Annotated in this window: 25 protein-coding genes and 1 riboswitch; of the genes, 23 read left to right on the top strand and 2 right to left on the bottom strand. The window is 69.2% G+C overall.

Annotated elements, in window-relative coordinates; genetic code table 11:
- Positions 1 to 86 precede the first annotated feature (86 nt).
- The 23 genes from JANGC3_RS0100180 (at position 87) to JANGC3_RS27900 (ending at position 22,893) form a co-directional block, all read left to right on the top strand.
- A complete protein-coding gene (locus JANGC3_RS0100180) occupies positions 87 to 1,058 on the top strand; it encodes a tripartite tricarboxylate transporter substrate binding protein (RefSeq protein ID WP_026132349.1) in 972 nt (323 codons plus the stop codon).
- Positions 1,059 to 1,113: 55 nt separating this feature from the next.
- A complete protein-coding gene (locus tag JANGC3_RS0100185) occupies positions 1,114 to 2,199 on the top strand; it encodes an ABC transporter substrate-binding protein (protein WP_017874453.1) in 1,086 nt (361 codons plus the stop codon).
- Positions 2,200 to 2,347: 148 nt separating this feature from the next.
- On the top strand, positions 2,348 to 4,123 hold the full coding sequence (locus JANGC3_RS0100190) for an ABC transporter permease (protein ID WP_017874454.1): 1,776 nt from the start codon (positions 2,348 to 2,350) through the stop codon (positions 4,121 to 4,123).
- A gap of 21 nt (positions 4,124 to 4,144) precedes the next feature.
- Positions 4,145 to 5,218, top strand: a complete 1,074-nt coding sequence (locus JANGC3_RS0100195) for an ABC transporter ATP-binding protein (RefSeq protein ID WP_026132350.1) — start codon at positions 4,145 to 4,147, stop codon at positions 5,216 to 5,218.
- A 525-nt stretch (positions 5,219 to 5,743) separates the two neighbouring features.
- Positions 5,744 to 6,502: a beta-ketoacyl synthase chain length factor gene (locus JANGC3_RS0100200; RefSeq protein ID WP_017874456.1), complete on the top strand. Its 759-nt coding sequence runs from the start codon at positions 5,744 to 5,746 to the stop codon at positions 6,500 to 6,502.
- Positions 6,495 to 7,268, top strand: a complete 774-nt coding sequence (locus tag JANGC3_RS0100205) for a lysophospholipid acyltransferase family protein (RefSeq protein ID WP_026132351.1) — start codon at positions 6,495 to 6,497, stop codon at positions 7,266 to 7,268. The genes JANGC3_RS0100200 and JANGC3_RS0100205 overlap by 8 nt, the downstream gene beginning before the upstream one ends.
- Positions 7,261 to 7,515 carry a phosphopantetheine-binding protein gene (locus JANGC3_RS0100210; RefSeq protein WP_017874458.1) on the top strand — a complete coding sequence of 85 codons (255 nt, stop codon included), beginning with the start codon at positions 7,261 to 7,263 and terminating at the stop codon, positions 7,513 to 7,515. Before JANGC3_RS0100205 ends, JANGC3_RS0100210 begins: the two co-directional genes overlap by 8 nt.
- 10 nt (positions 7,516 to 7,525) lie before the next feature.
- Entirely contained in the window at positions 7,526 to 7,798 is a 273-nt protein-coding gene (locus JANGC3_RS0100215; RefSeq protein WP_232429630.1) for an acyl carrier protein, read from the top strand.
- Positions 7,799 to 7,801: 3 nt separating this feature from the next.
- Complete coding sequence (locus JANGC3_RS0100220; RefSeq protein ID WP_017874460.1) at positions 7,802 to 8,347, top strand: membrane protein; 546 nt, start codon at positions 7,802 to 7,804, stop codon at positions 8,345 to 8,347.
- A complete protein-coding gene (locus JANGC3_RS0100225) occupies positions 8,340 to 10,130 on the top strand; it encodes an AMP-binding protein (RefSeq protein ID WP_035787497.1) in 1,791 nt (596 codons plus the stop codon). Before JANGC3_RS0100220 ends, JANGC3_RS0100225 begins: the two co-directional genes overlap by 8 nt.
- A gap of 50 nt (positions 10,131 to 10,180) precedes the next feature.
- Positions 10,181 to 10,924 carry a glycosyltransferase family 2 protein gene (locus JANGC3_RS0100230; RefSeq protein ID WP_035787949.1) on the top strand — a complete coding sequence of 248 codons (744 nt, stop codon included), beginning with the start codon at positions 10,181 to 10,183 and terminating at the stop codon, positions 10,922 to 10,924.
- On the top strand, positions 10,921 to 11,865 hold the full coding sequence (locus tag JANGC3_RS0100235) for an LpxL/LpxP family acyltransferase (protein ID WP_081611975.1): 945 nt from the start codon (positions 10,921 to 10,923) through the stop codon (positions 11,863 to 11,865). The genes JANGC3_RS0100230 and JANGC3_RS0100235 overlap by 4 nt, the downstream gene beginning before the upstream one ends.
- A complete protein-coding gene (locus tag JANGC3_RS0100240; protein WP_017874464.1) occupies positions 11,852 to 13,408 on the top strand; it encodes an HAL/PAL/TAL family ammonia-lyase in 1,557 nt (518 codons plus the stop codon). The genes JANGC3_RS0100235 and JANGC3_RS0100240 overlap by 14 nt, the downstream gene beginning before the upstream one ends.
- Positions 13,401 to 13,835, top strand: a complete 435-nt coding sequence (locus JANGC3_RS0100245) for an acyl-CoA thioesterase (RefSeq protein ID WP_017874465.1) — start codon at positions 13,401 to 13,403, stop codon at positions 13,833 to 13,835. Before JANGC3_RS0100240 ends, JANGC3_RS0100245 begins: the two co-directional genes overlap by 8 nt.
- Positions 13,832 to 14,443 carry an outer membrane lipoprotein carrier protein LolA gene (locus tag JANGC3_RS0100250; RefSeq protein WP_035787499.1) on the top strand — a complete coding sequence of 204 codons (612 nt, stop codon included), beginning with the start codon at positions 13,832 to 13,834 and terminating at the stop codon, positions 14,441 to 14,443. Before JANGC3_RS0100245 ends, JANGC3_RS0100250 begins: the two co-directional genes overlap by 4 nt.
- Positions 14,444 to 14,475: 32 nt before the next feature.
- A complete protein-coding gene (locus tag JANGC3_RS0100255; RefSeq protein WP_051068349.1) occupies positions 14,476 to 16,803 on the top strand; it encodes an MMPL family transporter in 2,328 nt (775 codons plus the stop codon).
- Positions 16,788 to 18,044: an NAD(P)/FAD-dependent oxidoreductase gene (locus tag JANGC3_RS0100260; RefSeq protein ID WP_017874468.1), complete on the top strand. Its 1,257-nt coding sequence runs from the start codon at positions 16,788 to 16,790 to the stop codon at positions 18,042 to 18,044. Before JANGC3_RS0100255 ends, JANGC3_RS0100260 begins: the two co-directional genes overlap by 16 nt.
- Complete coding sequence (locus JANGC3_RS0100265) at positions 18,029 to 18,580, top strand: DUF3261 domain-containing protein (RefSeq protein ID WP_017874469.1); 552 nt, start codon at positions 18,029 to 18,031, stop codon at positions 18,578 to 18,580. Before JANGC3_RS0100260 ends, JANGC3_RS0100265 begins: the two co-directional genes overlap by 16 nt.
- Before the next feature lie 23 nt (positions 18,581 to 18,603).
- Entirely contained in the window at positions 18,604 to 19,782 is a 1,179-nt protein-coding gene (locus tag JANGC3_RS0100270) for a beta-ketoacyl-ACP synthase (protein WP_017874470.1), read from the top strand.
- Positions 19,779 to 20,255 carry an ApeP family dehydratase gene (locus JANGC3_RS0100275; protein ID WP_017874471.1) on the top strand — a complete coding sequence of 159 codons (477 nt, stop codon included), beginning with the start codon at positions 19,779 to 19,781 and terminating at the stop codon, positions 20,253 to 20,255. The genes JANGC3_RS0100270 and JANGC3_RS0100275 overlap by 4 nt, the downstream gene beginning before the upstream one ends.
- Positions 20,242 to 21,003, top strand: coding sequence for a 3-ketoacyl-ACP reductase FabG2 (locus tag JANGC3_RS0100280; protein ID WP_232429631.1), 762 nt, complete (start codon positions 20,242 to 20,244; stop codon positions 21,001 to 21,003). Before JANGC3_RS0100275 ends, JANGC3_RS0100280 begins: the two co-directional genes overlap by 14 nt.
- Complete coding sequence (locus tag JANGC3_RS0100285) at positions 21,000 to 22,229, top strand: beta-ketoacyl-ACP synthase (RefSeq protein ID WP_017874473.1); 1,230 nt, start codon at positions 21,000 to 21,002, stop codon at positions 22,227 to 22,229. Before JANGC3_RS0100280 ends, JANGC3_RS0100285 begins: the two co-directional genes overlap by 4 nt.
- Before the next feature lies 1 nt (position 22,230).
- Positions 22,231 to 22,893, top strand: coding sequence for a 4'-phosphopantetheinyl transferase family protein (locus JANGC3_RS27900; protein WP_017874474.1), 663 nt, complete (start codon positions 22,231 to 22,233; stop codon positions 22,891 to 22,893).
- 273 nt (positions 22,894 to 23,166) lie between these two features.
- On the opposite strand, the gene JANGC3_RS0100295 is transcribed toward JANGC3_RS27900, so the two are convergent.
- Together JANGC3_RS0100295 and JANGC3_RS0100300 are read right to left on the bottom strand one after the other, a co-directional pair.
- The gene (locus JANGC3_RS0100295; protein ID WP_157406378.1) at positions 23,167 to 24,039 is read right to left on the bottom strand and encodes a polysaccharide deacetylase family protein; all 873 of its coding nucleotides are present in this window, start codon (positions 24,037 to 24,039) and stop codon (positions 23,167 to 23,169) included.
- Between the two features lie 119 nt (positions 24,040 to 24,158).
- Entirely contained in the window at positions 24,159 to 24,722 is a 564-nt protein-coding gene (locus tag JANGC3_RS0100300; protein ID WP_017874476.1) for an outer membrane beta-barrel protein, read from the bottom strand.
- Positions 24,723 to 25,130: 408 nt separating this feature from the next.
- A riboswitch (cobalamin riboswitch) is annotated at positions 25,131 to 25,344 on the top strand.
- The last annotated feature ends 54 nt before the right edge of the window (positions 25,345 to 25,398 follow it).

Consider the following 25,398-nt stretch of genomic DNA (forward strand, 5'->3'; position numbering starts at 1 on the left):
GGGGCGGCGCCCGGCCCGGCCGGAAAAGCGGCCGGGCCGGGCCGCGCCGACAGTGGACGTTCGCGGGGAATCGGGATGGTACCAGCATGACTACATTATTCGTATGGCTGGCCCTGGCCTTGGCGCCCTTGGCGTGGGCCTTCCCGGCGGCCGCCGCGCAGGTCGAGTGCATCGTCCCGTCCAAGCCGGGCGGGGCGATGGACCTGACCTGCAAGCTGGCGCAGAAGGGCTTCCAGCTGGTGCCGGAGGCGCCGCGCGAGGTGCGCATCAGCTACCTGCCGGGCGGTATCGGCGCGGTGGCCTGGCATTCGATGGCTTCGGCGCGCCGGCGCGCCGAAGCCAATACGCTGGTGGTGTTTTCCGGCGGCTCGCTGCTGAATCTGGCGCAGGGCAAGTTCGGCAAGGCCAGCGCCGCCGACGTGCGCTGGGTGGCGGCGCTGGGGGCCGACTACGGCATGATCGCGGTGCGCAAGGATTCGCCGTTCAAGAACCTGGCCGACCTGATCGACGCGCTCAAGCGGCATCCTGAACAGGTGCTGATCGGCGTTTCCGGCACCATCGGCAGCCAGGACTGGGTGAAGATGGCGCTGGTGGCCAGGCAGGCCGGGATCAATCCGAAGGTGCTGCGTTTCGTCGCGCTGGAGGGCGGCGGCGAAGCCTTCACGGCGATGCAGGCCAGCTACGTCCAGGTGGTGCCGGGCGACGCCTCGGAGGCCACGCTGAACGACGGCCGCGGCAACACCCGCGTGCTGGCGGTGCTGTCGGAGCGGCGCCTGCCGGGCGTGCTGGCGAACGTGCCGACCGCGCGCGAGCAGGGCATCGACGTGGTCTGGCCGGTGATCCGCGGCGTCTGGATGGGGCCGAAGGTGAGTGACGAGGATTACCAGAAATGGGTGGCGATCTTCGCCCGCATGCTGGAGACCAAGGAGTTTGCGCAGCTGCGCGCGGCGCACGGCCTGTACCCGTTCGGCCTGACCGGCGCGGCGCTGACCGATTACGTAAAGAAGGCCGTGGACGACTACGGCCGGCGTGCCAGCGAGCTGGGGCTGGTGCGCTGAGCAAATGAGTGACGAGTAGCGGTAACAGAATAAACCAACTATAACGGAGAGACACATGTTCGCAAAAACCTTGATCGGCGCCGCATTGGCAACCCTGGCTTCGTCGGCGCTGGCGCAGGTGCCGGCCGGCTATCCGGCCGACTACCAGAAGATCATCGACGGCGCCAAGAAGGAGGGCAAGGTGGTGATCTACGGCGCCACCGACAGCAAGGCGGCGCAACCCCTGATCAAAGACTTCAACGCGCTCTACCCCGGCATCACGGTCGAGTACAACGACATGAATTCGACCGAGGTGTACAACCGCTTCATCTCCGAGGTGGCGGCCGGCGGCAACACCGCCGACGTGATGTGGTCGTCGGCGATGGACCTGCAGATGCGCCTGGCCTCGGACGGCTACGCGCTCAAGTACAAGTCGGTCGAGGCGGCCAAGATCCCCGGCTGGGCGGTGTGGGACGACACCGCCTACGGCACCACGTTCGAGCCGGCGGCGATCGTCTACAACAAGCGCATGCTCGACGCCAAGGAGGTGCCGCAGACCCACGCCGACTTCGCCAAGCTGATCACGCAGCCGAAGTTCAAGGACAAGGTCACCACCTACGACATCGAAAAATCCGGCGTCGGCTTCATGTTCATGACCCAGGACGCGCGCGAGAACACGAAATTCACCGAGCTGCTCAACGCCTTCGGCGAAGCCAAGGTGCGGGTGCAGTCGTCCACCGGCACCATGATGGAGCGCATCTCGTCGGGCGAGAACCTGATCGGCTACAACGTGCTCGGCTCGTACGCGCTGGTGCGCGCCAAGACCGACCCGTCGATCGGCGTGGTGCTGCCGAAGGACTACACGCTGATACTGTCGCGCGTACAGTTCATCAACAAGGCGGCGAAAAACCCGAACGGCGCCAAGCTCTGGCTCGACTACATCCTGTCCAAGCGCGGCCAGAGCGTCATCGCCGACCACTCCAAGCTGTTCGCCATCCGCGCCGACGTCACCGGCGAGACCACCTCGGCCGAGCTGATCAAGCTCATCGGCGCGGCCAACGTCAAGCCGGTGCCGGTGCACCCGATCATCCTGCAATTCCTCGGGCCGGCCAAGCGCATGGCCTTCCTGAAGCAGTGGAAAGAAACGGCCGGCAAGAAATAGCCCGGCGCGGCGCGGCGCCCGTCCGGGTGGCCGCGCCCGTTCCCGACAACGCAGCACCCGCAGTACCCCATTGACGCCAGCAGCTGGCGCCAAGGGCCTTCCCACGCCGGCCGCGGGAAGGCGCCCCCCAATCCACCGGACTTTCGTCATGCAAACTGCACAACTTGCGCGCCCCTCGCGGCCGCGCCTCAACTGGCCGCGCGGCGTGGTGGTGACGCTCACCTGCGTCGCCATCTTCCTGCCGCTGTTCCTGATTTTCTACCAGAGCTTCCTGTCGGCGCCGTTCTTCATGCCGGTCAAGGAGTTCGGTTTCGACGCCTACCGCTTCATCCTCGACGACCCGGACTTCTCGATGGCGTTCAAAAACGGCCTGATCCTGGCCACCGGCCTGGCCGCGATCGCCGTGCCGCTGGGCGGCATGCTGGCCTTCCTGATGGTGCGCACCGACCTGCCCGGGCGCGGCTGGATCGCGCCGATGCTGCTGGTGCCGATCTTCGTCTCGCCGATGGTGATGGGCTTCGGCTACGTCGTCTCGATGGGGCCGGTGGGTTTCTACTCGCTGTGGGCCAAGCAACTGCTCGGCTTCATCCCGTGGAACATCTATTCGTTTACCAGCATCGTCATCATCGCCGGCCTGACCCACGTGCCGCACGTCTACCTGTACGCCTCGTCGGCGTTGAAAAGCCTCGGCTCCGACGTCGAGGAGGCGGCCCGCGTGGCCGGCGCCTCGCCGCTGCAGGTGATGCTCAACGTCTCGCTGCCGATGATCATGCCGGCGCTGGCCTACGCCGGCGTGCTGGTGTTCTTTCTCGGCTTCGAGGTGTTCGGCCTGGTGCTGGTGCTGGGCGACCCGGAGGGCCACCTGGTGCTGGCGACCTACCTGTACAAGCTGACCAACAAGCTCGGCACGCCGTCCTACCACCTGATGGCCGCCGTCGCGGTGTCGCTGGTGATGGTGACGATGCCGCTGGTGATGGCGCAGCGCTGGCTGCTGAAGTCGGCCAACAAATACGTGTCGATCAAGGGCAAGGGCGCGCGCAGCAAGGCCATGCCGCTGGGCCGCTGGAAGTGGCTGGCGTTCGCGCTGCTGGCCGGCTGGCTGCTGTTTACCATCGTCCTGCCGCTGTCGGGCATCGTGTTGCGCTCCTTCGTGCAGTACTGGGGCGAGGGCGTGAAGCTGGCCGACGTGCTGACCTTGCAGCATTTCCGCGACATCTTCGAACAACCCTCGCTGGTGCGCGGCATCGTCAACACCGTCCTGATCGGCGTCGTCGGCGGCGCGCTGGCGGTGGCCTGCTACTGCGGCATCGCGCTGGCGATGCACCGCAAGCCCGACGGCATCACCCGCCTGCTCGACTACAGCGTGCTGGTGCCGCGCGCCGTGCCGGGCCTGCTGGCCGGCCTGGCCTTCCTGTGGGTGTTCCTGTTCGTGCCGGCCTGGCTCGACGGCCTGCTGAAAACCATGGACAACGGCGTCGCGGTCTGGCTCAGCGGCCATGTGATCCCGCTGCTGCGCGAAGTGCGTTCGACCATCTTCGCGCTGTGGCTGGCCTACTCGGTGGTGTGGCTGGCCTACGGCATGCGCCTGATCTCCACGGCGCTGCTGCAGGTCGGGCCGGAGCTGGAGGAGGCCGCCCGCGCCGTCGGCGCCAGCCGCGGCCAGGTCACCCGCGACGTCACGCTGCCGCTGATCAAATTCGGCCTGCTGGGCGCCTGGCTGATGGTGTTCCTGATCTTCGAGCGCGAATACTCGACCGGGGTCTACCTGCTCACGCCGGGCACCGAGGTGATCGGCGCGATGCTGGTGTCGCTGTGGGCGGGCGGCTCGACCGACCTGGTGGCGGCGCTGTCGTTCATCAACATCACCCTGGTCGCGATCGGCCTGGGCATCGCGCTGCGCTTCGGCGTCAAGCTGCATAACTAATATATATAACGAGACTCCATCATGAACGAATTATCAGTCAACGACTTGTACCTCGACTACGGCACCGGCGCCAGCGCCAACGCGATCCTGAAGGGCGTGTCGATGCACTTGAAAAAAGGCGAAGTGGTGGCCTTGCTGGGGCCGTCCGGCAGCGGCAAGACCACGCTGTTGCGCGCGGTGGCCGGGTTGGAAAGCCCGAAGGCGGGCACCATCAACATCGGCGAGCGGCTGGTGTTCGACGGCGCGCGCAACTTCGAGATGCCGGCCGAGCAGCGCAACCTGGGCCTGGTGTTCCAGTCCTACGCGCTGTGGCCGCACAAGACCGTGTTCGACAACGTCGCCTACGGCCTGAAGCTGCGCAAGATGGCGACGACGGAAATCGCCGCGCGCGTCAACGAGGTGTTGACGCAACTGGGCCTGGGGCACCTGGGCGGGCGCTTCCCGCACCAGTTGTCGGGCGGCCAGCAGCAGCGCGTGGCGATCGCCCGCGCGCTGGTGTACAACCCGCCGGTGATCCTGCTCGACGAGCCGCTGTCGAACCTGGACGCCAAGCTGCGCGAGGAGGCGCGCGCCTTCCTGCGCGAGCTGATCGTGCGGCTCGGCCTGTCGGCGCTGATGGTGACGCACGACCAGGCCGAGGCGATGGCGATCTCGGACCGCATCCTGCTGCTCAACAACGGCAAGATCGAACAGCAGGGCGCCCCGCAAAGCATGTATGAAACGCCGGACACCTTGTTTACCGCCGAGTTCATGGGCAGCAACAACCGCCTGCCGGGCCAGGTGATCCAGCGCGACGGCGCGGCCGTGCGCCTGAACGTCGACGGCGTGACGATGCGGGGCACGGCGCGCGGCGTCAACACCGGCGCCGACGTGCACACGGTGATCCGGGTCGAGGAGGTGAAGATCAGCGCGACCGCGGTCGAGAACGCGATCGAGCTGCCGCTGCTGACCTGCATGTACCTGGGCGACCGCTGGGAGTGCCTGTTTCACCGCGGTGGCCACAACGAGATCAGCCTGCGCGCCTACTCGAAGTACAAGCTGGACGCCGGCAAGTACTGGTTGCACATGCCGGCCGACAAGCTCTGGGTGTTTTAAGTGGCGCGCCCCGACCCGGGCGCGCGACAAAGCCGGTTGGCGGCTGCAATGCTGTTCAGTTGGCGAGCCGGCAACGTTGAAAATGAAGCCAGGGCAAGGAGCCGGGGTCTGACCGTCATGCCGCTAAGCTAATGGTTTTCGTCGGTCGGGTTAGCCGGAACGGCGTAACCCGACTGGCGTCGGCAGCGGCTCGGCGTCGGATTACTGAACGGCATTGCCGGCTAGCAGCCGGCTTTTTTGCGAGACGGATACGCAAGCAGGGGCGCGACCGTGGCACCGGCAATCGGCGCGCGCCGGTGGCGCCAAAGGCGGGCCAGTTCCGGGGCGGTTGCGACACAGGCCGCGCCTTTGTCGGATTTCCCCATCAAAACGCGCAAAAAAGAGACCGTCGTGGTTTCCTTACGGAACTCTGCCCGGCCTATTTTGCCGCATTCGTCTATACTTCACCCCAGCAAGTACGCTGACGCAATACCGTAGTGTGACGCGATGCGGGCTACTTTTTTGATCCGCGCTCGGGGTAAGGGAATGATGCGCACACAAGGCGTAAGTTTTTCGATTGCAAGACATGCGGCCTGGGCGCCGGGGCTCGACACGCCCCAGGCCTGGCGGGACTGGGCGCGCGCGCCGTTTGCCATCGCCGGCGCCGACGAGCCCGGCGTGCGCATGATGGCGCCGATGCTGCGGCGCCGCGCCGGCGCGCTCGGCAAGATGGCGCTGGAAGTGGCCTACCAGTGCCTGGAGCAGCGCGCCGACGTGCCCACGGTGTTTTGTTCGCGCCACGGCGAGGTGCTGCGCGCGGTCGAGTTGCTGGGCTGCCTGGCGCGCGGCGAGCCGCTGTCGCCGACGGCCTTCAGCATGGCCGTGCACAACGCCAACGCCGGCCTGTTTTCCATCGCCCGCGCCGACCGCGCCAACCACATCGCGCTGGCCGCCGGCGCCAGCAGCATCGAGCACGCGGTCATCGAGGCCTGCGGCCTGCTGGCCGACGGCGCGCCCATGGTGCTGCTGGTGGCCAGCGACTGTCCGCTGCCGGCGCCGTTCGGCCGATTCGAGGATTGCGCCGAGCAGCCGCACGCCTGGGCCTGGCTGATGGTGGCGGCCGGCGCAGCGCCCATCACGCTGACCTGGTCGGCGCGCGCCGCGCCGGCCGGGCCGGACGACGCCGCCGCGGCCGCGCCGGCCCAGCCCGGCGGCCTGGACGTGCTGCGCTTCCAGTTGGGCGACGCGGCGCGGCTCGAGCGCGGCGCCGGCGCGCGCCTGTGGCACTGGGCCAAACATGCTTGAGCTGTTGTCGCGCGGCTGGCGGGTGCTGGCCACGGGCCTGGGCTTCGTGGTGTTCGGCAGCGCCGCGCTGTTGCTGCGCGTGCTGGCGTTCCCGCTGCTGCGTCTGCTGGTGCGCCAGGGCGAGCGCCGCGTGGCGCTGGTGCGCGCCGCGATCCGCCTGACGCTGCGCGGCTTTATCGCCTTGCTGCAGGCGCTGGGGGTGCTGCGCTACGAGCTCAGCGGCCTGGAAAAGCTCGAGCGCGGCGGCTTGCTGATTCTGGCCAACCATCCGACCTTGCTCGACACGGTGTTCCTGATGGCCTTCGTCAAGCGCGCCGACTGTATCGCCAAGGCGGCGCTGTGGCACAACCCGTTCACCGCCGGGCCGGTGCGCGCGGCCGGGTACATCAACAACGCCGGCGGCCCCGAACTGATCGCCGATTGCATCGCCTCCCTGCGGCGCGGCAACAACCTGATCGTCTTCCCGGAGGGCACCCGCACCCCGGCCGGCGGCCTGGTCCGCTTCAAGCGCGGCGCCGCCAACATCGCCGTGCGCGGCGGGCGCGACGTCACGCCGGTGCTGATCAGCTGCCAGCCGTCGATGCTGGGCAAGGGCGAGGCATGGTGGCGCGTGCCGCTGCGCCGGGCCCGCTTCACCATCGAGGTGCGCGAGGATTTGGCGGTCGGCGGCTTCGCGCCGGACGGCGTGTCCGAGGCGCTGGCGGCGCGCAGGCTGAACGATTTTTTGCAACAATATTTTACTGGGAAACAAGAACACCATGCTTGAACAGGAAGTGAAGGAACTCATCATCGAGGTGCTGCAACTCGAAGACATCGGCGTCGACGACATCGACACCGACGCGCCGCTGTTTGTCGACGGCCTCGGCCTCGACTCGATCGACGCCCTCGAACTGGGGGTGGCGCTGCAGAAGAAGTACGGCATCTCGCTGTCGGCCGACTCGGACGACACGCGGCGCCATTTCGCCTCGGTGCGGGCGCTGGCGGCGCTGGTCGCCAGCCACAGAAAGAAGTAAGGGGGACGCCATGGTAGTGTTGAACGAGATGAGCCGGGAGCGTTTGCTGGCCTGGGTGAGCGCGCTGCTGGCCGAGATGTTCGGGCTGGAACTGGCCACGCTGACGCCGCGGTCGGACCTGTACGCCGACCTCGACATCGACAGCATCGACGCGGTCGACCTGACCGTGAAGCTGACGCAGCTGACCGGCCGGCGCCTGTCGCCGCAGGCGTTCAAGACCATCCGCACCATCGACGACGTGGTCGACGCGCTGGCGGCCCTGGCGGCGGAGCCGGCGGCCTAGGCGATGTGGCTGACCGCGTTGACGGTGTTGATCACGCTGCTGTACCCGCTGGCGATCTGGTACGGCCGCGGGCAGGTGGAGCCGCGCTGGCTGGCCTGCCTGTTGCTGCTGGCGGCCGCCACGCGCCTGCCGGCGCTCAGGCTGGGCGTCGCGGCGCGCTGGTCGGCGGCCGGCGCGTTGCTGCTGGCCGCCTGCGCGGTGTGGAGTAATATGCTGCTGCCGCTGAAGCTGTACCCGGTGCTGGTGAACGCCGCGCTGCTGGCCGCCTTCGGCTACAGCCTGGCGGCGCCGCCGTCGATGGTGGAGCGGCTGGCGCGCCTGCGCGNGCCGGACCTGCCGGCCGCCGCGGTCGGCTACACGCGCCGCGTGACCCAGGTCTGGTGCGTTTTTTTCATCGTCAATGGCGCCATCGCGCTGGCCACCGCGCTGTGGGCGTCGGAGGCGCTCTGGTCGTTCTACACCGGCGTCGTCGCGTATCTGCTGATGGCGCTGTTGTTTGGCGCCGAGTGCTTGTGGCGCCGCCGTTTCAAGCGCCTGCACCATGTCTAAGGCCGTGAACGCCCTCGCCACGCTGGCCGTGCAACTGGCGGCGCGCGGCCCCGACGCCGTCGTCGGCTGGCGCGCCGGCGCGCCCGTGCGCAACGCCCACTTCGGCGCGCGCGTGCAAGCCTGGGCGGCCTTGCTGCGGCGCCAGGACGGCCGCGATTTCGCCTTGTACCTGGACGATAGCGTCGAATTCGGCGCCGCCCTGCTGGGCGCCTGGCAGGCCGGAAAAACCGTCTGGCTCAGCGCCGACACGCTGGCCGGCAGTTGCGCCGCGCTGGGCGCGGCGGTTGACGGCTTCCTCGGCGCGTTCCCGGCCGAACTGCGGCCGATGCTGCCCGGCGCGCAGGACGGCGCCGCCACCGAGGTCGCGCCGGTCGCGCTCGAGGCGCGCTGCGCCGCGCTGGTGGTGCACACCTCCGGCAGCACCGGCGCCGCGCAGGCGGTGCCGAAAAGGCTGGACCAGCTGGCCAGCGAAGTGGCGGTGCTCGAACGCCTGTTCGGCGCCGGCCTGGACGACGCCGTGGTGGTCGCGACGGTGTCGCACCAGCACATCTACGGCCTGTTGTTTAAAGTCTTGTGGCCCTTGTGCGCCGGCCGCGCCATCGTCGCCGACAGCGTCAGCTATCCCGAACAACTTGCCGAGCTGTTGGCCGAGCGCCCCAGCGTGCTGGTGGCCAGCCCGGCCCATTTGCAGCGCCTGCCGGCGCATCTACCCTGGGCCGGCGCCAGGACGCAGCTGCGCGCCGTGTTCTCGTCCGGCGGGCCGCTGCCGCTGGCGGCCGCGCACGCCGCCGGCGACTTGCTGGGACGGGTGCCGGTCGAGGTCTACGGCAGCTCGGAAACCGGCGGCGTGGCCTGGCGCCAGCGCGCCCCCGGCGCCGACGAGTCCTGGCTGGCCTTCCCGAACGTCGACTGGCGCGTGGCCGCCGACGACGCGCTGGAGGTGCGCTCGCCGCACCTGGCGGAGCCGGATTGGCTGCGCCTGGCCGACCGCGCGCGCGCTGGCGGCGCGGCGCGCTTCGAGCTGCTTGGCCGCGGCGACCGCATCGTCAAGATGGAGGAAAAACGCGTCTCGCTCGACGCCGTCGAGGCGGCGCTGACGGCGTCGGCGCTGGTGGCGGCGGCGCGCGTGCTGCTGTGCGCGCCGGCCAGCGGCCAGCGCCAGCGCCTGGCCGCCTTCGTCGTGCCGAGCGCGGCCGGCCGCGCGGCCCTGGCCGCCGGCGGCAGGCCGGCGCTGAACCGCCTGCTGCGCGCGGCCCTGGCCGGCGCCGTCGAGGCGGTCGCGCTGCCGCGCCGCTGGCGCTATCTGGAACAGATGCCGATCAACGCGCAGGGCAAGACCACCCAGGCGCAGTTGCTGGCGCTGCTGGACGACGAGGCCGCCACCGGCGCCGCCGCCGCGGCGCGTCCGCGCCGGCCGCAACTGCGCGTGCTCGAACGCGCGCCCGCGCGGGTGCTGCTGGAGCTGTCGGTGGCGCCCGACCTGTTCTACCTGGACGGCCATTTCGCCGGCGCGCCCATCCTGGCCGGCGTGGTGCAACTGGACTGGGCCATCGCCTACGGCCGCGCGCACTTCGATCTGCCGGCGCAGTTCCGCGCGCTGCACGCGCTCAAGTTCCAGCAAGTGATACAGGTCGATCGGCCGGTGCGCCTGGAGCTGGAACTGACGCACGACGTCGACAAGGGCAGCCTGGGCTTCCGTTACCTGTCTGCCGCCGGCCAGCACGCCAGCGGCCGCATCCTGTTCGGCGCCGCCGCCACCTCACCCGCAAAGAACGCATGTTAAAGACCGCCTTTTCCGCGCCCGCCGGCGCCCCCGCGCAACCGCAGCGGCCCATGTTTAAGCCCTGCATCGTGGTGCCGGTCTATAACCACGAACACGCCGTCGGCGCGGTGGTGGCGGCGCTGCTGCGCCACCAGCTGCACTGCGTGCTGGTCGACGACGGCAGCGCGGCGCCGTGCGCGCGCGCGCTCGACGCGCTGGCGGCCGCCCACCCGGAGCAGCTCACCCTGGTGCGCCACGGCGCCAACCAGGGCAAGGGCGCGGCGGTGCTGGACGGCATGCGCGAGGCGGCCGCGCGCGGCTTCAGCCACGCCTTGCAGATCGACGCCGACGGCCAGCACGACACCGCCGACGTGCCGCGTTTCGTGGCGCAGGCGCGGCTGCACCCGCTGGCGGTGATCGCCGGCTGTCCGGTGTTCGACGCGTCGGTGCCGCGGGTGCGCCTGTACGGGCGCTACCTGACCCACGCCTGCGTCTGGCTGAACACGCTGTCGCTGCAAATCAGGGATTCGATGTGCGGCTTCCGCCTGTATCCGCTGGCGCCGGTGCTGGCGCTGGCGCGGCGCCGCGCGATCGGCGCGCGCATGAACTTCGACACCGACATCCTGGTGCGCCTGTACTGGGACGGGCTGGAGGTGCGCAACCTGCCGACCCGGGTGGTATACCCGAGCGACGGCGTCTCGCATTTCCGCATGTGGCGCGACAACGTGCTGATCACGCGCATGCACCTGACGCTGTTGTGCGGCATGCTGTGGCGCGCGCCGCGCCTGCTGGCGCGCACCTGGCGCCAGCGATGAGCGCGCCGCAGCGGCACTGGGCCGAGATCAACGAACTCGGTTTCGTGGCCGGCATGCGCCTGATGTTCTGGGTCGCCCGCGTCTGCGGGCGCTGGCCGTTCCAGGCGCTGCTGTACCCGGTGCTGGGCTGGTATCTGCTGACCAGGCCGCGCACCCGGCACGCCTCGGCCGACTACCTGCGGCGGGTGCGCGCGCTGGCGCCGGGCGCGGCCGTGCCGGGCGTGCTGGGCCACTTCGCCGCCTTCGCCGAAACCATCCTCGACAAGATGCTGCTGTGGGGTGGCCTGTTCGATACCGACAGCGTGCGCCTGCACGGCGTCGAGTCGCTGCAACCGTCGCTGGCGCAGGGCCGCGGCGCGCTGCTGGTGTGTTCGCACTTCGGCAACCTGGAGTTGTGCCGGGTGCTGTCGCGCCGGCGCGCCGGCCTGAAATTGACGGTGCTGGTGCACACCAAGCACGCGCAAGCCTTCAACCGCGTGCTGGCGCGGCTGAACCCGGAGAGCCAGTTGAACCTGATGCAAGTGACCGAGATGACGCCGGCCACGGCGATGCTGCTGGCCGAGCGCGTCGGCCGCGGCGAATTCGTCGTCGTCGCCGGCGACCGCGTGCCGGTCGCCGCCAAGCCGCGCGTGGCGCGGGCCGACTTCCTGGGCGCGCCGGCGGCCTTCCCGGTCGGCCCGTACGTGCTGGCCAGCGTGCTGCAATGCCCGGTCTACCTGTTGTTCTCGATGCGCCGCGGCGGCCGCTACGAGGTGCATTTCGAGCTGTTCCGCGACACGCTGCGGCTGCCGCGGCAGGGACGCGACGCCGCCCTGGCCGCGCTGGCGGCCGACTACGCCGCCCGGCTCGAGCGTTTTTGCCTGCGCGCGCCCGGCCAGTGGTTCAATTTTTTCGATTTTTGGCATTTACCCCAACTGGATATCCCCGATGCACCTTGTTGAACCGACCCCCACCCGGCGCACCGTGCGCTTTGACCGCGAGCGCCTGCAAATCGAAGACATCGTCGACATCGCTCAAGGCCGCGCCGACGCCAGCCTGTCGGACGATCCGGCCTTCCGCGCCGCCATCGCCCGCGGCGCCGACTTCCTCGACCGCCTGCTGCGCGAGGACGGCACCGTCTACGGCGTCACCACCGGCTACGGCGACTCCTGCACCGTCACCGTGCCGCCCGAGCTGGTGGCCGAACTGCCGCACCACCTGTACACCTACCACGGCTGCGGCCTGGGCGAGTACTTCAACCCGGCCCAGACCCGCGCCGTGATGGCGGTCCGGCTGGCCTCGCTGTGCAAGGGCTTTTCCGGCGTCAGCGTGGAACTGCTGGAGCAGATCGCGCGCCTGCTCGACGCCGGCCTGCTGCCGCTGATCCCGTCCGAGGGCTCGGTCGGCGCCAGCGGCGACCTGACCCCGCTGTCCTACTTGGCGGCGGTGCTGTGCGGCGAGCGCGAAGTGTGGCGCGACGGCGTCCAGGTGGCGGCCGCGCAGGCGCTGCGCGAGGCCGGCATCACGCCGCTGCGGCTGCGCCCGAAGGAGGGCCTGGCGATCATGAACGGCACCGCCGTGATGACGGCGCTGGCCTGCCTGGCCTACGACCGCGCCGACTACCTGGCCAAGCTGTGCACCCGCGTCACGGCGCTGGCCTCGTTCGCGCTGGACGGCAACGCCCACCACTTCGACGAGGTGCTGTTCTCGGTCAAGCCGCACGCCGGCATGCAGCAGGTCGCGGCCTGGTTGCGCCAAGACCTGCCGACCGAGCAGTGGGAACGCAACGGCAAGCGCCTGCAGGACCGCTATTCGATCCGCTGCGCGCCGCACGTGATCGGCGTGCTGGCCGACGCGCTGCCGTTCTTCCGCGGCGCCATCGAAAATGAACTCAACAGCGCCAACGACAACCCGATCATCGACGCCGAGAACGAGCGCGTGCTGCACGGCGGGCATTTCTACGGCGGCCACATCGCCTTCGCCATGGACGGCATGAAGAACGCCGTGGCCAACCTGGCCGACCTGCTGGACCGGCAGATGGCGCTGCTGGTCGACAGCCGCTACAACCACGGCTTGCCGGCCAACCTGTCCGGCGCCACCGGCGCGCGCGCGGCCATCAACCACGGCCTGAAGGCGCTGCAGATCAGCGCCTCGGCCTGGACCGCCGAGGCGCTCAAGCTGACCATGCCGGCGTCGGTGTTCTCGCGCTCGACCGAGTGCCACAACCAGGACAAGGTCAGCATGGGCACCATCGCCGCGCGCGACTGCCTGCGCGTGCTGGAACTGACCGAGCAGGTCGTCGCCGCGCTGTTGATCACGGTGCGCCAGGGCGTCTGGTTGCGCTGCCGGGTCAACCCGGCGCTGGCGCCGCAGGCCAAGCTGGCGAAGATGATGGAGGCGCTCGGCGCCGACGTCGCCGTGGTCGAGGAGGACCGCCGCCTGGAGCCGGACCTGCGCCTGCTGTTGGAACGCATCCGCAGCCGGCACTGGGAGTTGTATGCGTAGGGCCGCCAAGCAGAGCCGCTGGTTCGCCGAGGTCGAGATGCAAGTGCAGTTCTTCGACCTCGACCCGATGGAAATCGTCTGGCACGGCCGCTACGTCAAGTACCTGGAGGTGGTGCGCTGCGCCTTGCTCGACAAGATAGACTATAACTACGTGCAGATGAAGGCCTCCGGCTTTTCCTGGCCGGTGATCGACCTGCACCTGCGCTATGTCGCGCCGGCCACCTTCGGCCAGCGCCTGAAGCTGCGCGCCGACCTGGTCGAATGGGAAAACCGCCTGAAGATCGACTACCTGATCAGCGACGCCGACAGTGGCAAGCGCTTGACCAGGGCCAGCACGGCGCAGGTCGCCGTGGAGATCGCCAGCGGCGCGATGTGCTTCGTTTCGCCGCCGGTATTGTTTGACAAACTGGGAGTGCAAGCCACATGAAACGAATTCTTTTGGGCGCGCTGCTGCTGGCCGCCGCGGCCGTCGCCGCCGCCGCGCCGGAGCGCGCCTCGGTCGCCAACATCCAGGCGCTGCTGGCCAAGCCGAAGGTGCTGTGCGGCCGCTTCGACCAGACCAAGCAGTTGACCGGCATGAAGAAGGCGCTGGCCTCGAACGGGCGCTTTTGCGTGGTCGCCGGCAAGGGCGTACTGTGGCGCACGCTGCAACCCTTCCCCAACACGCTGCGCCTGACGCGCGACGAGATCGTCCACTTCCAGGGCGAGCGCGTGGCGCTGCGGCTCGACGCCAAGACCGAGCCGGTGGTGCGCATGATTAACAGCGTGCTGTTCGCGCTGCTGGCCGGCGACCTGGCCCAGCTCGAAGCCCTGTTCGAGGTCGACGGCGAGATCGACGGCGCCAACTGGAAGGTGGCGCTGAAGGCGCGCCAGCCGGCGCTGGCCAAGGCCATCGGCAGCATCAAGCTCGACGGCGGCGCCTACGTCAAGAACATCGGCATCAGCGAGGCCGGCGGCGACCGCACCGGCATCGTCTTTTCGGCGATCCAGAGCGGCGACGCCGCCATCACGGCGGAAGAGGCGGCGCTGTTTTGAAACACGGTAAAACCCTGGCGCTGGCGTGGGCGATGGTGGTGTGCCTGCTGCTGGGGCACAACGCCTACCTGTGGCTGGTGCAGCGCATCGTGCCCGACACCGACATCATGGCGCTGCTGCCGGTGCAGCAGCGCGACCCGGTGCTGCAGCAGTCGTTCGGCCACATGGTCGACAGCGCGCAGCAGCGCCTGGTGGTGCTGGTCGGCGCCGCCGACTGGGCCGACGCGACCCGCGCCGCCGACGCCTACAGCGCCGTGCTGGCCGGGCGCGCCGACTTGTTCCAGGCCGCCGCCGTCGACGAGAAAACCCAGGGCGACTGGCTGGCGCTGTTCCAGCAGCACCGCCTGACGCTGTTGACGGCGCAGCAGGAGGCGCAGTTGCGCAGCGAGCCGGCGCAGTTCTGGCTGGAGGCGGCGCTGGCCAAGTTATACAGTCCGTTCGGCGGCCCCAAACTGGGCGCCTGGCAGGACGACCCGTTCGGCCTGTTCGCCGGCTGGGCCCAGGAAAGGGCGCGGGAAACCCCGGTGCGCCCGCGCGACGGCCGCCTGTTCGTCGCCGACGACCAGCGCCAGTACGTGCTGCTGGCGCTGACGCTGAAGCAGCCGGCGTTTTCCATGCGCGCGCAAGAGGCCGTGCTGGCGCTGCTCGAACGCGCCGCCCGCGCCGCCCGCGCCGCCACGCCGCGGGTCGAGCTGGTCAGCGCCGGCGTGATCCTGCACGCCGCCGCCGCCGGCGCCCAGGCCGAACGCGAGATGTCGACCATCGGCATCGGCTCGCTGCTCGGCATCATCCTGCTGATGTGGCTGACGTTCCGCTCGCTCAAGCCGATCGCGCTGATCCTGCTGTCGATCGGCGTCGGCTGCCTGGGCGCGCTGTCGGTGTGCTGGTTGTTGTTCGGCCGGGTGCATTTGCTGACGCTGGTGTTCGGCGCCAGCCTGATCGGCGTGGCCCAGGACTACGGCATCTATTTCCTCTGCAACCGGCTCGGCGCCGACCCCGCGCTCGATTCGCGCGCGCTGCTGCGGCGCCTGCTGCCGGGCCTGGCCCTGACGCTGTTGGCGGCCGTGATCGGCTACCTGGGCCTGGCGCTGACGCCGTTCCCCGGCCTGCGCCACATGGCGGTGTTCTCGGCGCTGGGCCTGGTGTTCGCCTGGCTCACCGTGGTGTTCTGGTTCCCGCCGCTGGTCGGCGCCGGCGCGCTCCAGAGCGGCGCGCTGGTGCGCCGCTACGGCGCGGCGCGGGCGCGCTGGCCGCGGCTGGGCCGCAACAAGGCCAGCCTGGCGGCGCTGGCGCTGTTCGCCGCGCTGGCCGCCGCCGGCGTGTCCCGGCTCGGCGTCAACGACGACATCCGCCTGCTGCAAACCCCGCCGCCGCGGCTGCTCAGCGACCAGTTGAAACTGAGCAAACTGCTGGACGCGCCGACGCCGGTGCAGTTCTACCTGGTGCGCGCCGGCTCGGTCGACGCGGTGCTGGAACGCGAGGAGGCGCTCAAGCTGCGCCTGGACGCGCTGGTCGGCCAGCGCCGCATTTCCGGCTACCAGGCGATGTCGAACTGGGTGCCGTCGGCGCGCACCCAGGCGGCGCGCCGCGCGCTGCTGGACGACAAGCTGCTGAAGGACGGCGCCGCGCTCAGCGCGCTGGCGGCGCGGATCGGCGAAGATCCGCGCTGGGTCGGCGCGACCCGCGCCGGCCTGGTCGGCGCCGGCGCGGCGCTGACGGTGGAGGCCTTCCTGGCGGCGCCGGCCAGCGAGCCGTGGCGCCATTTGTGGCTGGGCCGGGTGGCGGGCGGCGGCTACGCCAGCATCGTCGCGCTGCGCGGCCTCGACTACGCCGGCCTGCCCCAGTTGCGCCAGGCCGGCGCCGGCCTCGACGGCGTACAATGGGTCGACAAGGTGCAGGAGATTTCCTCGGTGCTGGGCAGCTACCGCCAGTACATGGGCTGGGTGCTGCTGGCGGCGTACGCGGTGCTGTTCCTGCTGCTGTCGCCGCGCTACGGCCGGCGCACCTGGCGCGTGCTGGCGCCGACCGCGGCGGCCAGCGTGGCCGCGCTGGCGCTGCTGGGCTTCGCCGGCCAGAACCTGCAACTATTCCACGTGCTGGCGCTGATGCTGCTGCTCGGCGTCGGCATCGACTACGGCATCTTCATGCAGGAGCACCCCGACCGGCGCGACCGCACGCCGTGGTTGGCGGTCGGCCTGTCGGCCGCCAACACCATTTTGTCGTTCGGCCTGCTGGGCCTGAGCCGCACCCCGGCCTTGCAGGCCTTCGGCCTGACCATGCTGCTCGGCACCGCGCTGGTGTGGCTGCTGGTGCCCTGTTTCGCCACCCAAACTGAAAGCGAACCATGTCCGACACACTGAAGCTTGAACATGTCGAAATCCTCATCGTCGGCGCCGGCCCGGCCGGATCGGTGGCCGCCGCGCTGCTGCGCCAGCAGGGCCGCCAAGTGCTGGTGATCGAACGCGAGCAGTTCCCGCGCTTTTCCATCGGCGAGAGCCTGCTGCCGCAAAGCATGGCGTATCTGGAGCAGGCCGGCATGCTGCAGGCGGTGGTCGAAGCCGGCTTCCAGCACAAGAACGGCGCCGCCTTCATGCGCAACGGCGAGTACACCGACTTCGACTTCCGCGACAAGTTTTCGCAGGGCTGGGGCACCACCTACCAGGTTCAGCGGGCCGATTTCGACCACGTGCTGGCCAAGCAGGCCGAGCGCTTCGGCGCCGAGGTGCGCTACCGCCACGCAGTCACCGCGGTCGACCTGGGCGAGGAGGGCGACGCGCGCGGTCCGCGCGTGACGGTGCACGGCGCCGACGGCGGGGCGTACCAAATCGAGGCGCGCTTCATGCTCGACGCCAGCGGTTTCGGGCGCGTGTTGCCGCGGCTGCTGAAACTGGAGACGCCGTCGAACTTCCCGGTGCGCGGCGCGCTCTTCACGCACGTCGAGGACGGCATCGACGAACCCGGCTTCGACCGCAACAAGATCCGCGTGACGGTGCATCCAAGGCATTGCGACGTCTGGTTCTGGACCATTCCCTTCGCCGGCGGGCGCTGCTCGCTCGGCGTGGTCGCCGAGACCGGCTTCCTGGCCCGCTACGAAGGCACGGAAACCGAGCGCCTGCGCGCCATCGTCGCCGAGGAGCCGTCGCTGCGGGCGCTGCTGGCCAACGCCAAGTGGGACACGCCGGCGCGGCAAATCGTCGGCTACTCGGCCAACGTCGAGCAGCTGTGGGGCCGCGGCTACGCGCTGCTGGGCAACGCCGGCGAGTTCCTCGACCCGGTGTTCTCGTCCGGCGTGACGATCGCCTTCAAGTCGGCCAGCCTGGCGGCGGCGGCGCTGCAACGCCAGTTCGCCGGCGAGGCGGTGGACTGGCAGGCCGACTTCGGCGCGCCGCTGCGCAAAGGCGTCGACACCTTCCGCGCCTTCGTCGAGTCGTGGTACGCCGGCGGCTTCCAGCAGATCATTTTCCATCAGGGCCAGCAGCCGGAAATCCGCCGCATGATCTCGGCGATCCTGGCCGGCTACGCCTGGGACCAGGACAACCCCTTCGTTAAGGAAACCGCGCGCCGCCTGGCCGCACTGGAGGCGCTGTGCGCGCCGGTCTGACGCTGGCGGTTGCGGCTGCGTTGGCCCTGGCGCTGGCCGGCTGCGCCAGCACGCCGCCGGCGCCGGCCAGGCTGGGCCTGAAGCTGGCGCCGGCGGCGCTGGGCGAGGCCATCAGCGTGCAGCAGCACCTGAAGGTCGAGCGCGGCGCCCGCGTCGACGAGCTCGACGCCGCGCTGGAGGTCGACGCCGAGCGGCTCGAGCTGGTCGGCCTGGCCTTCGGCCAGCGCGTGCTGTCGCTGCGCTACGACGGCAAGGAGATGACGTCGTGGCGCCACGTGATGCTGCCGGCCCAGGTGCGCCCCGACGACGTGCTGGAGGACATGCAGCTGACGCTGTGGCCGGCGGCGGCGATCCAGGCGGCGCTGCCGCCCGGCTGGCGCGTCGACGAGCAGGGCTTGCGCCGCACCCTGTACCATGGCGCCGACGCGATGGTACAAATCGACTACAGCGCGCTGCCGCGCTGGGGCGGCACGGTGGTGCTGCAGAACCTGCGCTACCAGTACCGCTTGACGATACAGTCCGCGCCGCCCAACTAAAAATGGTGAAATAGGAAGCCACGATGTTTTATCTGAACGAATGCGGCATCGTCTGCGCGCTCGGCGCCAGCCACGCCGAGATCAAGGCGCGCCTGCTGGAGCGCGCCGAAAGCGGCCTGGCCGTTACCGATGACTGGTCGCCCGGGCGCGCGCTGGCGCTGGGCCGGGTGGCGTCGCTGCCGGCGGCCGCGCACCTGCCGCTGCAGGCGCGCAGCCGCAACAACCGCCTGGCGCTGGCGGCGCTGGCGCCGATCCGCGCCGCGGTCGAGGCGGCGCTGGCGCGCTACGGCGCGCAGCGCGTCGGCGTGGTCATCGGCACCAGCACCTCGGGCGTGGCCGAAGCGGAAACCGCGCTGGCCAGCCATGCCGCCGGCAACGGCTTGCCGCCGTCGTTCCACTACGCGCAGCAGGAAATGGGTTCGGCGGCCACCATGCTGGCCGCCGAACTGGGCGTCGAGGGGCCGGTCTACGTCCATTCGAGCGCCTGCTCGTCGGCGGCGAAGGCGATGGCCAGCGCGGCCCGGCTGATCCAGATGGGCCTGTGCGACGCGGTGCTGACGGGCGGCGTCGATTCGCTGTGCGCCTTCACCGTGTCCGGTTTCTCGGCGCTGGCCTCGGTCAGCGCGGCGCCGTGCAATCCGCTCAGCGCGAACCGCGACGGCATCAACATCGGCGAGGGCGCGGCGCTGTTCCTGATGAGCCGCGAGCCGGCCGCGGTGGCGCTGCGCGGCTGGGGCGAGTCGTCCGACGGCCACCACATGTCGGCGCCCGACCCGCTCGGCGGCGGCGCCCGCCTGGCCATCGGCCAGGCCCTGGCGCGCGCCGGGATTGGCGCCGCCCAGGTCGACTACATCAACCTGCACGGCACCGCGACGGTGCAGAACGACGCCATGGAGTCGCGCGTGGTCGATGCCTTGTTCGGCACGGCGGTGGCGGTCAGCTCGACCAAACCGTTCACCGGCCATACGCTGGGCGCGGCGGCGGCGGTGGAGGCGGCGCTGTGCTGGTTGGCCATGCAGGACGACAATCCGCTGGGCCGGCTGCCGCCGCACCTGTGGGACGGCGTGGCCGACCCGGCCCTGCCGGCGCTGAACCTGGCGCGCCCCGGCGCGGCGCTGGGGCGCCCGCTCGACTGGGCGCTGAGCAATTCGTTCGCCTTCGGCGGCTCCAACGCGGCGCTGCTGCTGGGACGCACGCGATGACGTACCCGGATATCCGCGAGCTGCTGCCGCACGGCGGCGCCATGGTCCTGCTGGACCGCGTGCTCTGGGCCGACGACGAGGCCTTGTGCGCCGAGGTGGCGATCCGCGCCGACAGCCTGTTTTGCGACGGCGCCGCGGTCGGCGCCTGGGTCGGCGTCGAGTACATGGCGCAGGCCATCGCCGCGCACGCCGGCTATCTGGCGCGGCTGCGCGGCGAGCCGCTCAAGGTCGGGTTTTTATTGGGCGCGCGGCGCTACGAGGCGCAGCGTCCCGGCTTCGCGGTGGGCAGCGTGCTGCGCGTGCATATGCGCCGCACGCTGCAGGGCGACAATGGCCTGGCGGCGTTCGACTGCCGTATCGAGCACATTGACGGCGCGGCGCCGGCGTGCGGCGTCGCCACGGCGACGATCTCGGTGTTCAAACCGGACAATGCGCGTGAATTTTTGCGGGGGAGTGCGAATGGAAGTGAATAGTATGGGTGGTAACAGCGCCGGCAAGGGCCTGAGCGTGCTGGTGACGGGTTCGTCGCGCGGCATCGGCCGCGCCATCGCGCTGCGCCTGGCGCGCGACGGCTACGACATGGTGCTGCATTGCCGCAGCCGGCGCGACGAGGCCGACGCCGTCGCGCTGGAGATCGCCGCGCTGGGGCGCGCCGTGCGCGTGCTGCAATTCGACATCGGCGAGCGCGCCGCCGCCGCCGCCGCGCTAACGGCCGACATCGCCGCGCACGGCTGCTATTACGGCGTGGTGTGCAACGCCGGCGTGGCGCGCGACAACGCCTTCCCCGCGATGAGCGGCGAGGACTGGGACATCGTCCTGCAAACCAACCTGGACGGCTTCTACAACGTGCTCAACCCCTTGGTGATGCCGCTGGTGCAGCGCCGCAAACCGGGGCGCATCGTCACGCTGGCCTCGGTCTCCGGCCTGGTCGGCAACCGCGGCCAGGTCAACTACAGCGCCGCCAAGGCCGGCATCATCGGCGCCACCAAGGCGCTGGCGCTGGAACTGGCCAAGCGCGCCATCACCGTCAACTGCGTCGCGCCGGGCCTGATCGACACCGAGATGATCGGCGCGGTGCCGCTCGACGAGGCGCTCAAGCTGATCCCGGCGCGCCGCGTCGGCAAGCCCGAGGAGGTCGCCGCGGCGGTCAGCTTCCTGATCGGCGAGGAGGCCGGCTACATCACGCGCCAGGTCATCTCCGTCAACGGCGGCATGGCATGAGCCGGCGCGTGGTCGTCACCGGCATGGCCGGCATCAGCCCGATCGGCAACGACTGGGCCAGCGTGCGCGCGCGCCTGGGCGAATACCGCAACGGCGTGGTGCGCATGCCCGACTGGGCCGACTACGAGGGGTTGAACACCCAGCTGGGGGCGCCGGCCGCGTCGTTCGAGTTGAACCTGCGCTACCACCGCAAGGCGCTGCGCAGCATGGGCCGGGTGGCGCTGATGGCGACCCGCGCCAGCGAACTGGCGCTGCAGGACGCCGGCCTGCTCGACGACGCCCTGCTGCGCGGCGGCCAGATGGGCATCGCGTTCGGCTCCTCGGCCGGCAGCCCCAGCGCCGTCGGCGACTTTGGCCGCATGCTGGCCGAGCGCAGCACCAGGGGCATCAACGCCACCACCTACATCAAGATGATGGCGCACACGGCGCCGGTCAACATCGGCGTCTTCTTCGGCGTCACCGGGCGCGTCATCACCACCTCCAGCGCCTGCACCTCGGGTAGCCAGGGCATCGGCTACGCCTACGAGGCGATCCGCGCCGGCAAGCAGCGCGCCATGATCGCCGGCGGCGCCGAGGAGCTGTGCGCGACCGAGGCGGCGGTGTTCGACACGCTGTTCGCCACCAGCACCCGCAACGACGCCGGCCACACCACGCCGCGGCCGTTCGACGCCGGCCGCGACGGCCTGGTGATCGGCGAGGGCGCCGGCTGCCTGATCCTGGAGGAGCGCGAGCACGCGCTGGCGCGCGGCGCCGGCGTGTACGCCGAGGTGGTCGGCTTCGGCACCAACAGCGACGGCAGCCACGTGACCCAGCCGAACGCCGCGACCATGCAGATCGTGATGCAGCTGGCGCTCGACGACGCCGGCCTGCGGCCGTCCGACATCGGTTACATCAACGCCCACGGCACCGGCACCCAGCAGGGCGACGTCGCCGAATCGCAGGCGACGCTGCGGCTGTTCGGCCCGGATACGCCGATCAGTTCGCTGAAAAGCTATATGGGCCACACGCTCGGCGCCTGCGGCGCGCTGGAGGCGTGGATCAGCATCGAGATGATGCGCGAGGGCTGGTTCGCGCCGACCATCAACCTGGAGCGGGTCGACCCGCTGTGCGCGCCGCTCGACTACATCGTCGGCGAGGGCAGGGCGCTCGATTGCGAGTACGTGATGTCGAACAATTTCGCCTTTGGCGGCATCAACACCTCGTTGATCTTCAAGCGGTGCCGCTAGGGTGGCGGGGGCGCGCGCCAGCGTATGGCTGCTCAGACACGGCGACCTGGGCGAGGCCGAGCTGGCGGCCTGCCGCGCCGCGCTGAGCGCCGGCGAGGCGCTGCGCGAGCGGCGTTTCGTGCGGCCCGAGCGGCGCAGCCAGTTCCTGGCCGGCCGCGCGCTGCTGCGCCAGGCCATCGGCCAGTTGGTTGGCGTGCCGGCGGCAACGGTCCTGCTCAGCGAGCGGCGCGGCCAGGCGCCGCTGGCGGCGCTGGCCGGCGCCAGCCTCCCTGTGCCGTTTTTCAGCTTGTCGCACAGCGGCCCGTGGGTCGCTTGCGCGGTCAGCGCCGACACCGCGCTGGGGCTCGACATCGAAGTGCTCGATCCGGCGCGCGAGGTGTTGGCGCTGGCGCGGCAAGCCTTCGACGCCGCCGCCGTCGCCGCGCTGGCGCAACTGCCGGAGGTGGAGCGCGCCGCGCGTTTTTACCAGTTGTGGAGCGAGCGCGAGGCGCGCTACAAACTCGGCGCCTGCGCCGCGCCGGTCTGCGTCAGCCTGCCGCACGCCGAACTGTCGGTGGTGCTGTGCAGCGCGCGGGCGCTGGCAGGCACGCCGCCGCTGCGCCTGATAAAACCAGCGGCGTCACCGCGGGGTCGTGCCTTCTCGCCTTGGCGCGAAGTGGTCTGACCCCGGTGCCGCTAAGTTAAGGATTTTCGTAGGTCGGGTTAGCCCGCATGGGCGTAACCCGACTGGCGTCGGCAGCGGCTCGGCGTTGGATTACGCTTCGCTCATCCGACCTACGGAAGTTTAACTTAGCGGCATTAGGGCCTGACCCGTTGCTTGGTTTCGGCGCTCGCGGCCCAGGCGAACGCGCTCCGAGGCCGAGCCGCCGGCGACGCCAGTCCGCTTACGCCGTTCCGGCTAAGCCGACCTGCGGAAATCGTTGGCGGCGCCTCAACGCTAATTCCAGAGCCAGTTCCACAGGCCCGGCAGCGCCGGCTTGGCGTCGCCCTGGCGCACCGCGCGTGCCAAGGCGGCTTTTTCCAGCGCGCCGCGATCGTTGTAGAACGGCGGGTCCGCCAGCGGCAGCTCCAGCTCGCGCGCGACGTCGAGCAGGATCAGCAGGTATTCCTCGATGTGGCGCGCGGTGTAGGTGTTGATGTCGTGGAACGTGACCACCACCGGCACGCTGCCGTCCACCGCCGGCATGGCGCCGTCGCGCCAGCGCCGCCGCACCTCGGTCAGCCCGGCCAGCATGTTCGAGCGCTTGTGCCAGCTGAAATTGACGCCCCAGATTTTGCCGTCGTTGGCGCTCAGGTCGGTCAGCAGCATGTGCAGGCCGTGGCGATGGTAGGCGGCCAGCGTGTCGGCGTCATAGTTCCAGAACGGCGGGCGCAGCAGGCTGGGCGGCGTGCCGGTGACGGCCTGCAAGTCGGCCGCGCCGCGCCGCAACGACAGCTCCAGTGCGTCGACGCCCAAGGAACGGTGGTTGCTGTGGCGCGGCGTGGCGGTGTGAAAAGCCAGCAAGTGCCCCTCGTCGTGCTCGCGCCGCAGCAGGCTGGCGCCGATCTCGCTGGCGCCGGCGTTCGCCGCCCGGGTCTGGACGAAGAAAATCGCCTTGACGCCGGGCTGCGCCGCGTTGCGCGCCAGTACATCGAGAATGCCGGCCGTCGGATTGTCGTCCACCGCCGCGCTCGGGCCGTCGTCAAAGCTGAGCAAAAAACGTAAGGGGATCGGATCGGCCGGCGTCGTGGCCGCGCCGGCCCCCGGTCCCGCTGCGCACAGGAGGACCAGAAGCAGTGGGCGGATGCGGCGGCTAAAAATGGCTGGCACGAGCGGCTCCCCTTGGGTTGACTGGGTCGCATTGTAGCGCAAGCGCAACAAGCCGGGCTGCGGACGTAAAAAAGCCGGCTGTGAGCCGGCTTTTTTTCAACATGCGAACTAAGTCGATATTAGAACTTGAAACGCAGGCCCAGCGATACCAGGTCCGTTTTCACGTTGCTGTTGTCGCCTTTGGCGACTTTGCCGAAGTTTTCGTATTCAGCGACGATCGAGATGTTTTGCGCAACGGCGTAGGAAGCGCCCAGGCCGAACATGGCCGTGGTGCGGTCATCGCTGTCGTCTTTTTCGGTGATGCCGCCGAACGAGACTGCACCTTTGATGCGGTTGTTGGCGATACCGGCTTTGGCGAACAAGGAGAACTCGTTGTTCACTGGCAGGGTTGCGGTTGCTGCCAGGTAAGCCGATTGGGTTTTCAAAGTGTACGGCACGCCGACGAATTTGAAGTCAGCTTCGCCGGAATCAACGTAGCCGGCTTCCAGGCCGAAGTTTTTGTCGAAGTTGTAACCGGCGTAGGCTTTGTAGCCGGTTGCCGATTCTTTGGCCGAGTATTTGTCGGCGCTGATTTTTTGCTCGGACTGGCCGGCGTTGATGCCGACGTAGGCGCTTTGAGCCTGGGCTGCGACTGGGAAGGAGACTGCGGCGGCGATCAGTGCGGCGATAAACGATGTTTTCATGATTAATCCTGGTATGTAATTGCTAATAAATGCTCATAAGTGACAATGAGCACTAAATGAAAGGAGTTGCTGGTCGTTCCACAAACTCAGACGGGCGAATTCTATAGCTTGGCCGGGCCCGTTCTATTGGAAATCATCAATAAAATAGAATAAAACAAAACTTTGTTGTTTTATAGCGACGCCAGGTTCCGCGCTTGTGGCGGTGTTAAAAATCGCTATGCCGCATAAACACAGGCTTGCAGCTGTATTTATGATTCCGGAATCGCCTAGATATTTAATTCATGAATATTGCTTATAAGTTTATTTGCCCTTGATTTCCTATTGTTTTTATATATCCGCGTTTAAAAACGCCTTGCGCATGGCCCTGCCGGCCCCGGCCGGGCGCCGCTGCGGCGCAACTGATGTAAAATGCGCCACTTACGCGATGGTGTCCTCCAGCATGTCTGCTGGAGGGTGAAACGGGAAGCCGGTGACAAGAGACACGCTCTCTAACATGCCGGCGCAGCCCCCGCTGCTGTATGCCTGACGATTTTGTCCGTACGCCACTGTGCCATTGCATGGGAAGGCAGGGCAGGAAAGGATGAGGGCGAGCCAGAAGACCGGCCATCGCGTGTATTGCTGGTGCAAAACCCGGGGTTTGGTTTTGTCCGTTGTGCCTTGAGTCCTGATTCGTTCC

It is taken from the genome of Janthinobacterium sp. CG3, assembly GCF_000344615.1.
GTDB lineage: Bacteria > Pseudomonadota > Gammaproteobacteria > Burkholderiales > Burkholderiaceae_D > Janthinobacterium.

Excerpts from the sequence above, each read along its gene's own strand:
- JANGC3_RS0100180 (WP_026132349.1), top strand. The coding sequence starts at position 87 with ATGACTACATTATTCGTATGGCTGGCCCTGGCCTTGGCGCCCTTGGCG.
- JANGC3_RS0100185 (WP_017874453.1), top strand. The coding sequence starts at position 1,114 with ATGTTCGCAAAAACCTTGATCGGCGCCGCATTGGCAACCCTGGCTTCG.
- JANGC3_RS0100190 (WP_017874454.1), top strand. The coding sequence starts at position 2,348 with ATGCAAACTGCACAACTTGCGCGCCCCTCGCGGCCGCGCCTCAACTGG.
- JANGC3_RS0100195 (WP_026132350.1), top strand. The coding sequence starts at position 4,145 with ATGAACGAATTATCAGTCAACGACTTGTACCTCGACTACGGCACCGGC.
- JANGC3_RS0100200 (WP_017874456.1), top strand. The coding sequence starts at position 5,744 with ATGATGCGCACACAAGGCGTAAGTTTTTCGATTGCAAGACATGCGGCC.
- JANGC3_RS0100205 (WP_026132351.1), top strand. The coding sequence starts at position 6,495 with ATGCTTGAGCTGTTGTCGCGCGGCTGGCGGGTGCTGGCCACGGGCCTG.
- JANGC3_RS0100210 (WP_017874458.1), top strand. The coding sequence starts at position 7,261 with ATGCTTGAACAGGAAGTGAAGGAACTCATCATCGAGGTGCTGCAACTC.
- JANGC3_RS0100215 (WP_232429630.1), top strand. The coding sequence starts at position 7,526 with ATGGTAGTGTTGAACGAGATGAGCCGGGAGCGTTTGCTGGCCTGGGTG.
- JANGC3_RS0100225 (WP_035787497.1), top strand. The coding sequence starts at position 8,340 with ATGTCTAAGGCCGTGAACGCCCTCGCCACGCTGGCCGTGCAACTGGCG.
- JANGC3_RS0100230 (WP_035787949.1), top strand. The coding sequence starts at position 10,181 with ATGTTTAAGCCCTGCATCGTGGTGCCGGTCTATAACCACGAACACGCC.
- JANGC3_RS0100235 (WP_081611975.1), top strand. The coding sequence starts at position 10,921 with ATGAGCGCGCCGCAGCGGCACTGGGCCGAGATCAACGAACTCGGTTTC.
- JANGC3_RS0100240 (WP_017874464.1), top strand. The coding sequence starts at position 11,852 with ATGCACCTTGTTGAACCGACCCCCACCCGGCGCACCGTGCGCTTTGAC.
- JANGC3_RS0100245 (WP_017874465.1), top strand. The coding sequence starts at position 13,401 with ATGCGTAGGGCCGCCAAGCAGAGCCGCTGGTTCGCCGAGGTCGAGATG.
- JANGC3_RS0100250 (WP_035787499.1), top strand. The coding sequence starts at position 13,832 with ATGAAACGAATTCTTTTGGGCGCGCTGCTGCTGGCCGCCGCGGCCGTC.
- JANGC3_RS0100255 (WP_051068349.1), top strand. The coding sequence starts at position 14,476 with ATGGTGGTGTGCCTGCTGCTGGGGCACAACGCCTACCTGTGGCTGGTG.
- JANGC3_RS0100260 (WP_017874468.1), top strand. The coding sequence starts at position 16,788 with ATGTCCGACACACTGAAGCTTGAACATGTCGAAATCCTCATCGTCGGC.
- JANGC3_RS0100270 (WP_017874470.1), top strand. The coding sequence starts at position 18,604 with ATGTTTTATCTGAACGAATGCGGCATCGTCTGCGCGCTCGGCGCCAGC.
- JANGC3_RS0100275 (WP_017874471.1), top strand. The coding sequence starts at position 19,779 with ATGACGTACCCGGATATCCGCGAGCTGCTGCCGCACGGCGGCGCCATG.
- JANGC3_RS0100280 (WP_232429631.1), top strand. The coding sequence starts at position 20,242 with ATGGAAGTGAATAGTATGGGTGGTAACAGCGCCGGCAAGGGCCTGAGC.
- JANGC3_RS0100285 (WP_017874473.1), top strand. The coding sequence starts at position 21,000 with ATGAGCCGGCGCGTGGTCGTCACCGGCATGGCCGGCATCAGCCCGATC.
- JANGC3_RS0100300 (WP_017874476.1), bottom strand. The coding sequence starts at position 24,722 with ATGAAAACATCGTTTATCGCCGCACTGATCGCCGCCGCAGTCTCCTTC.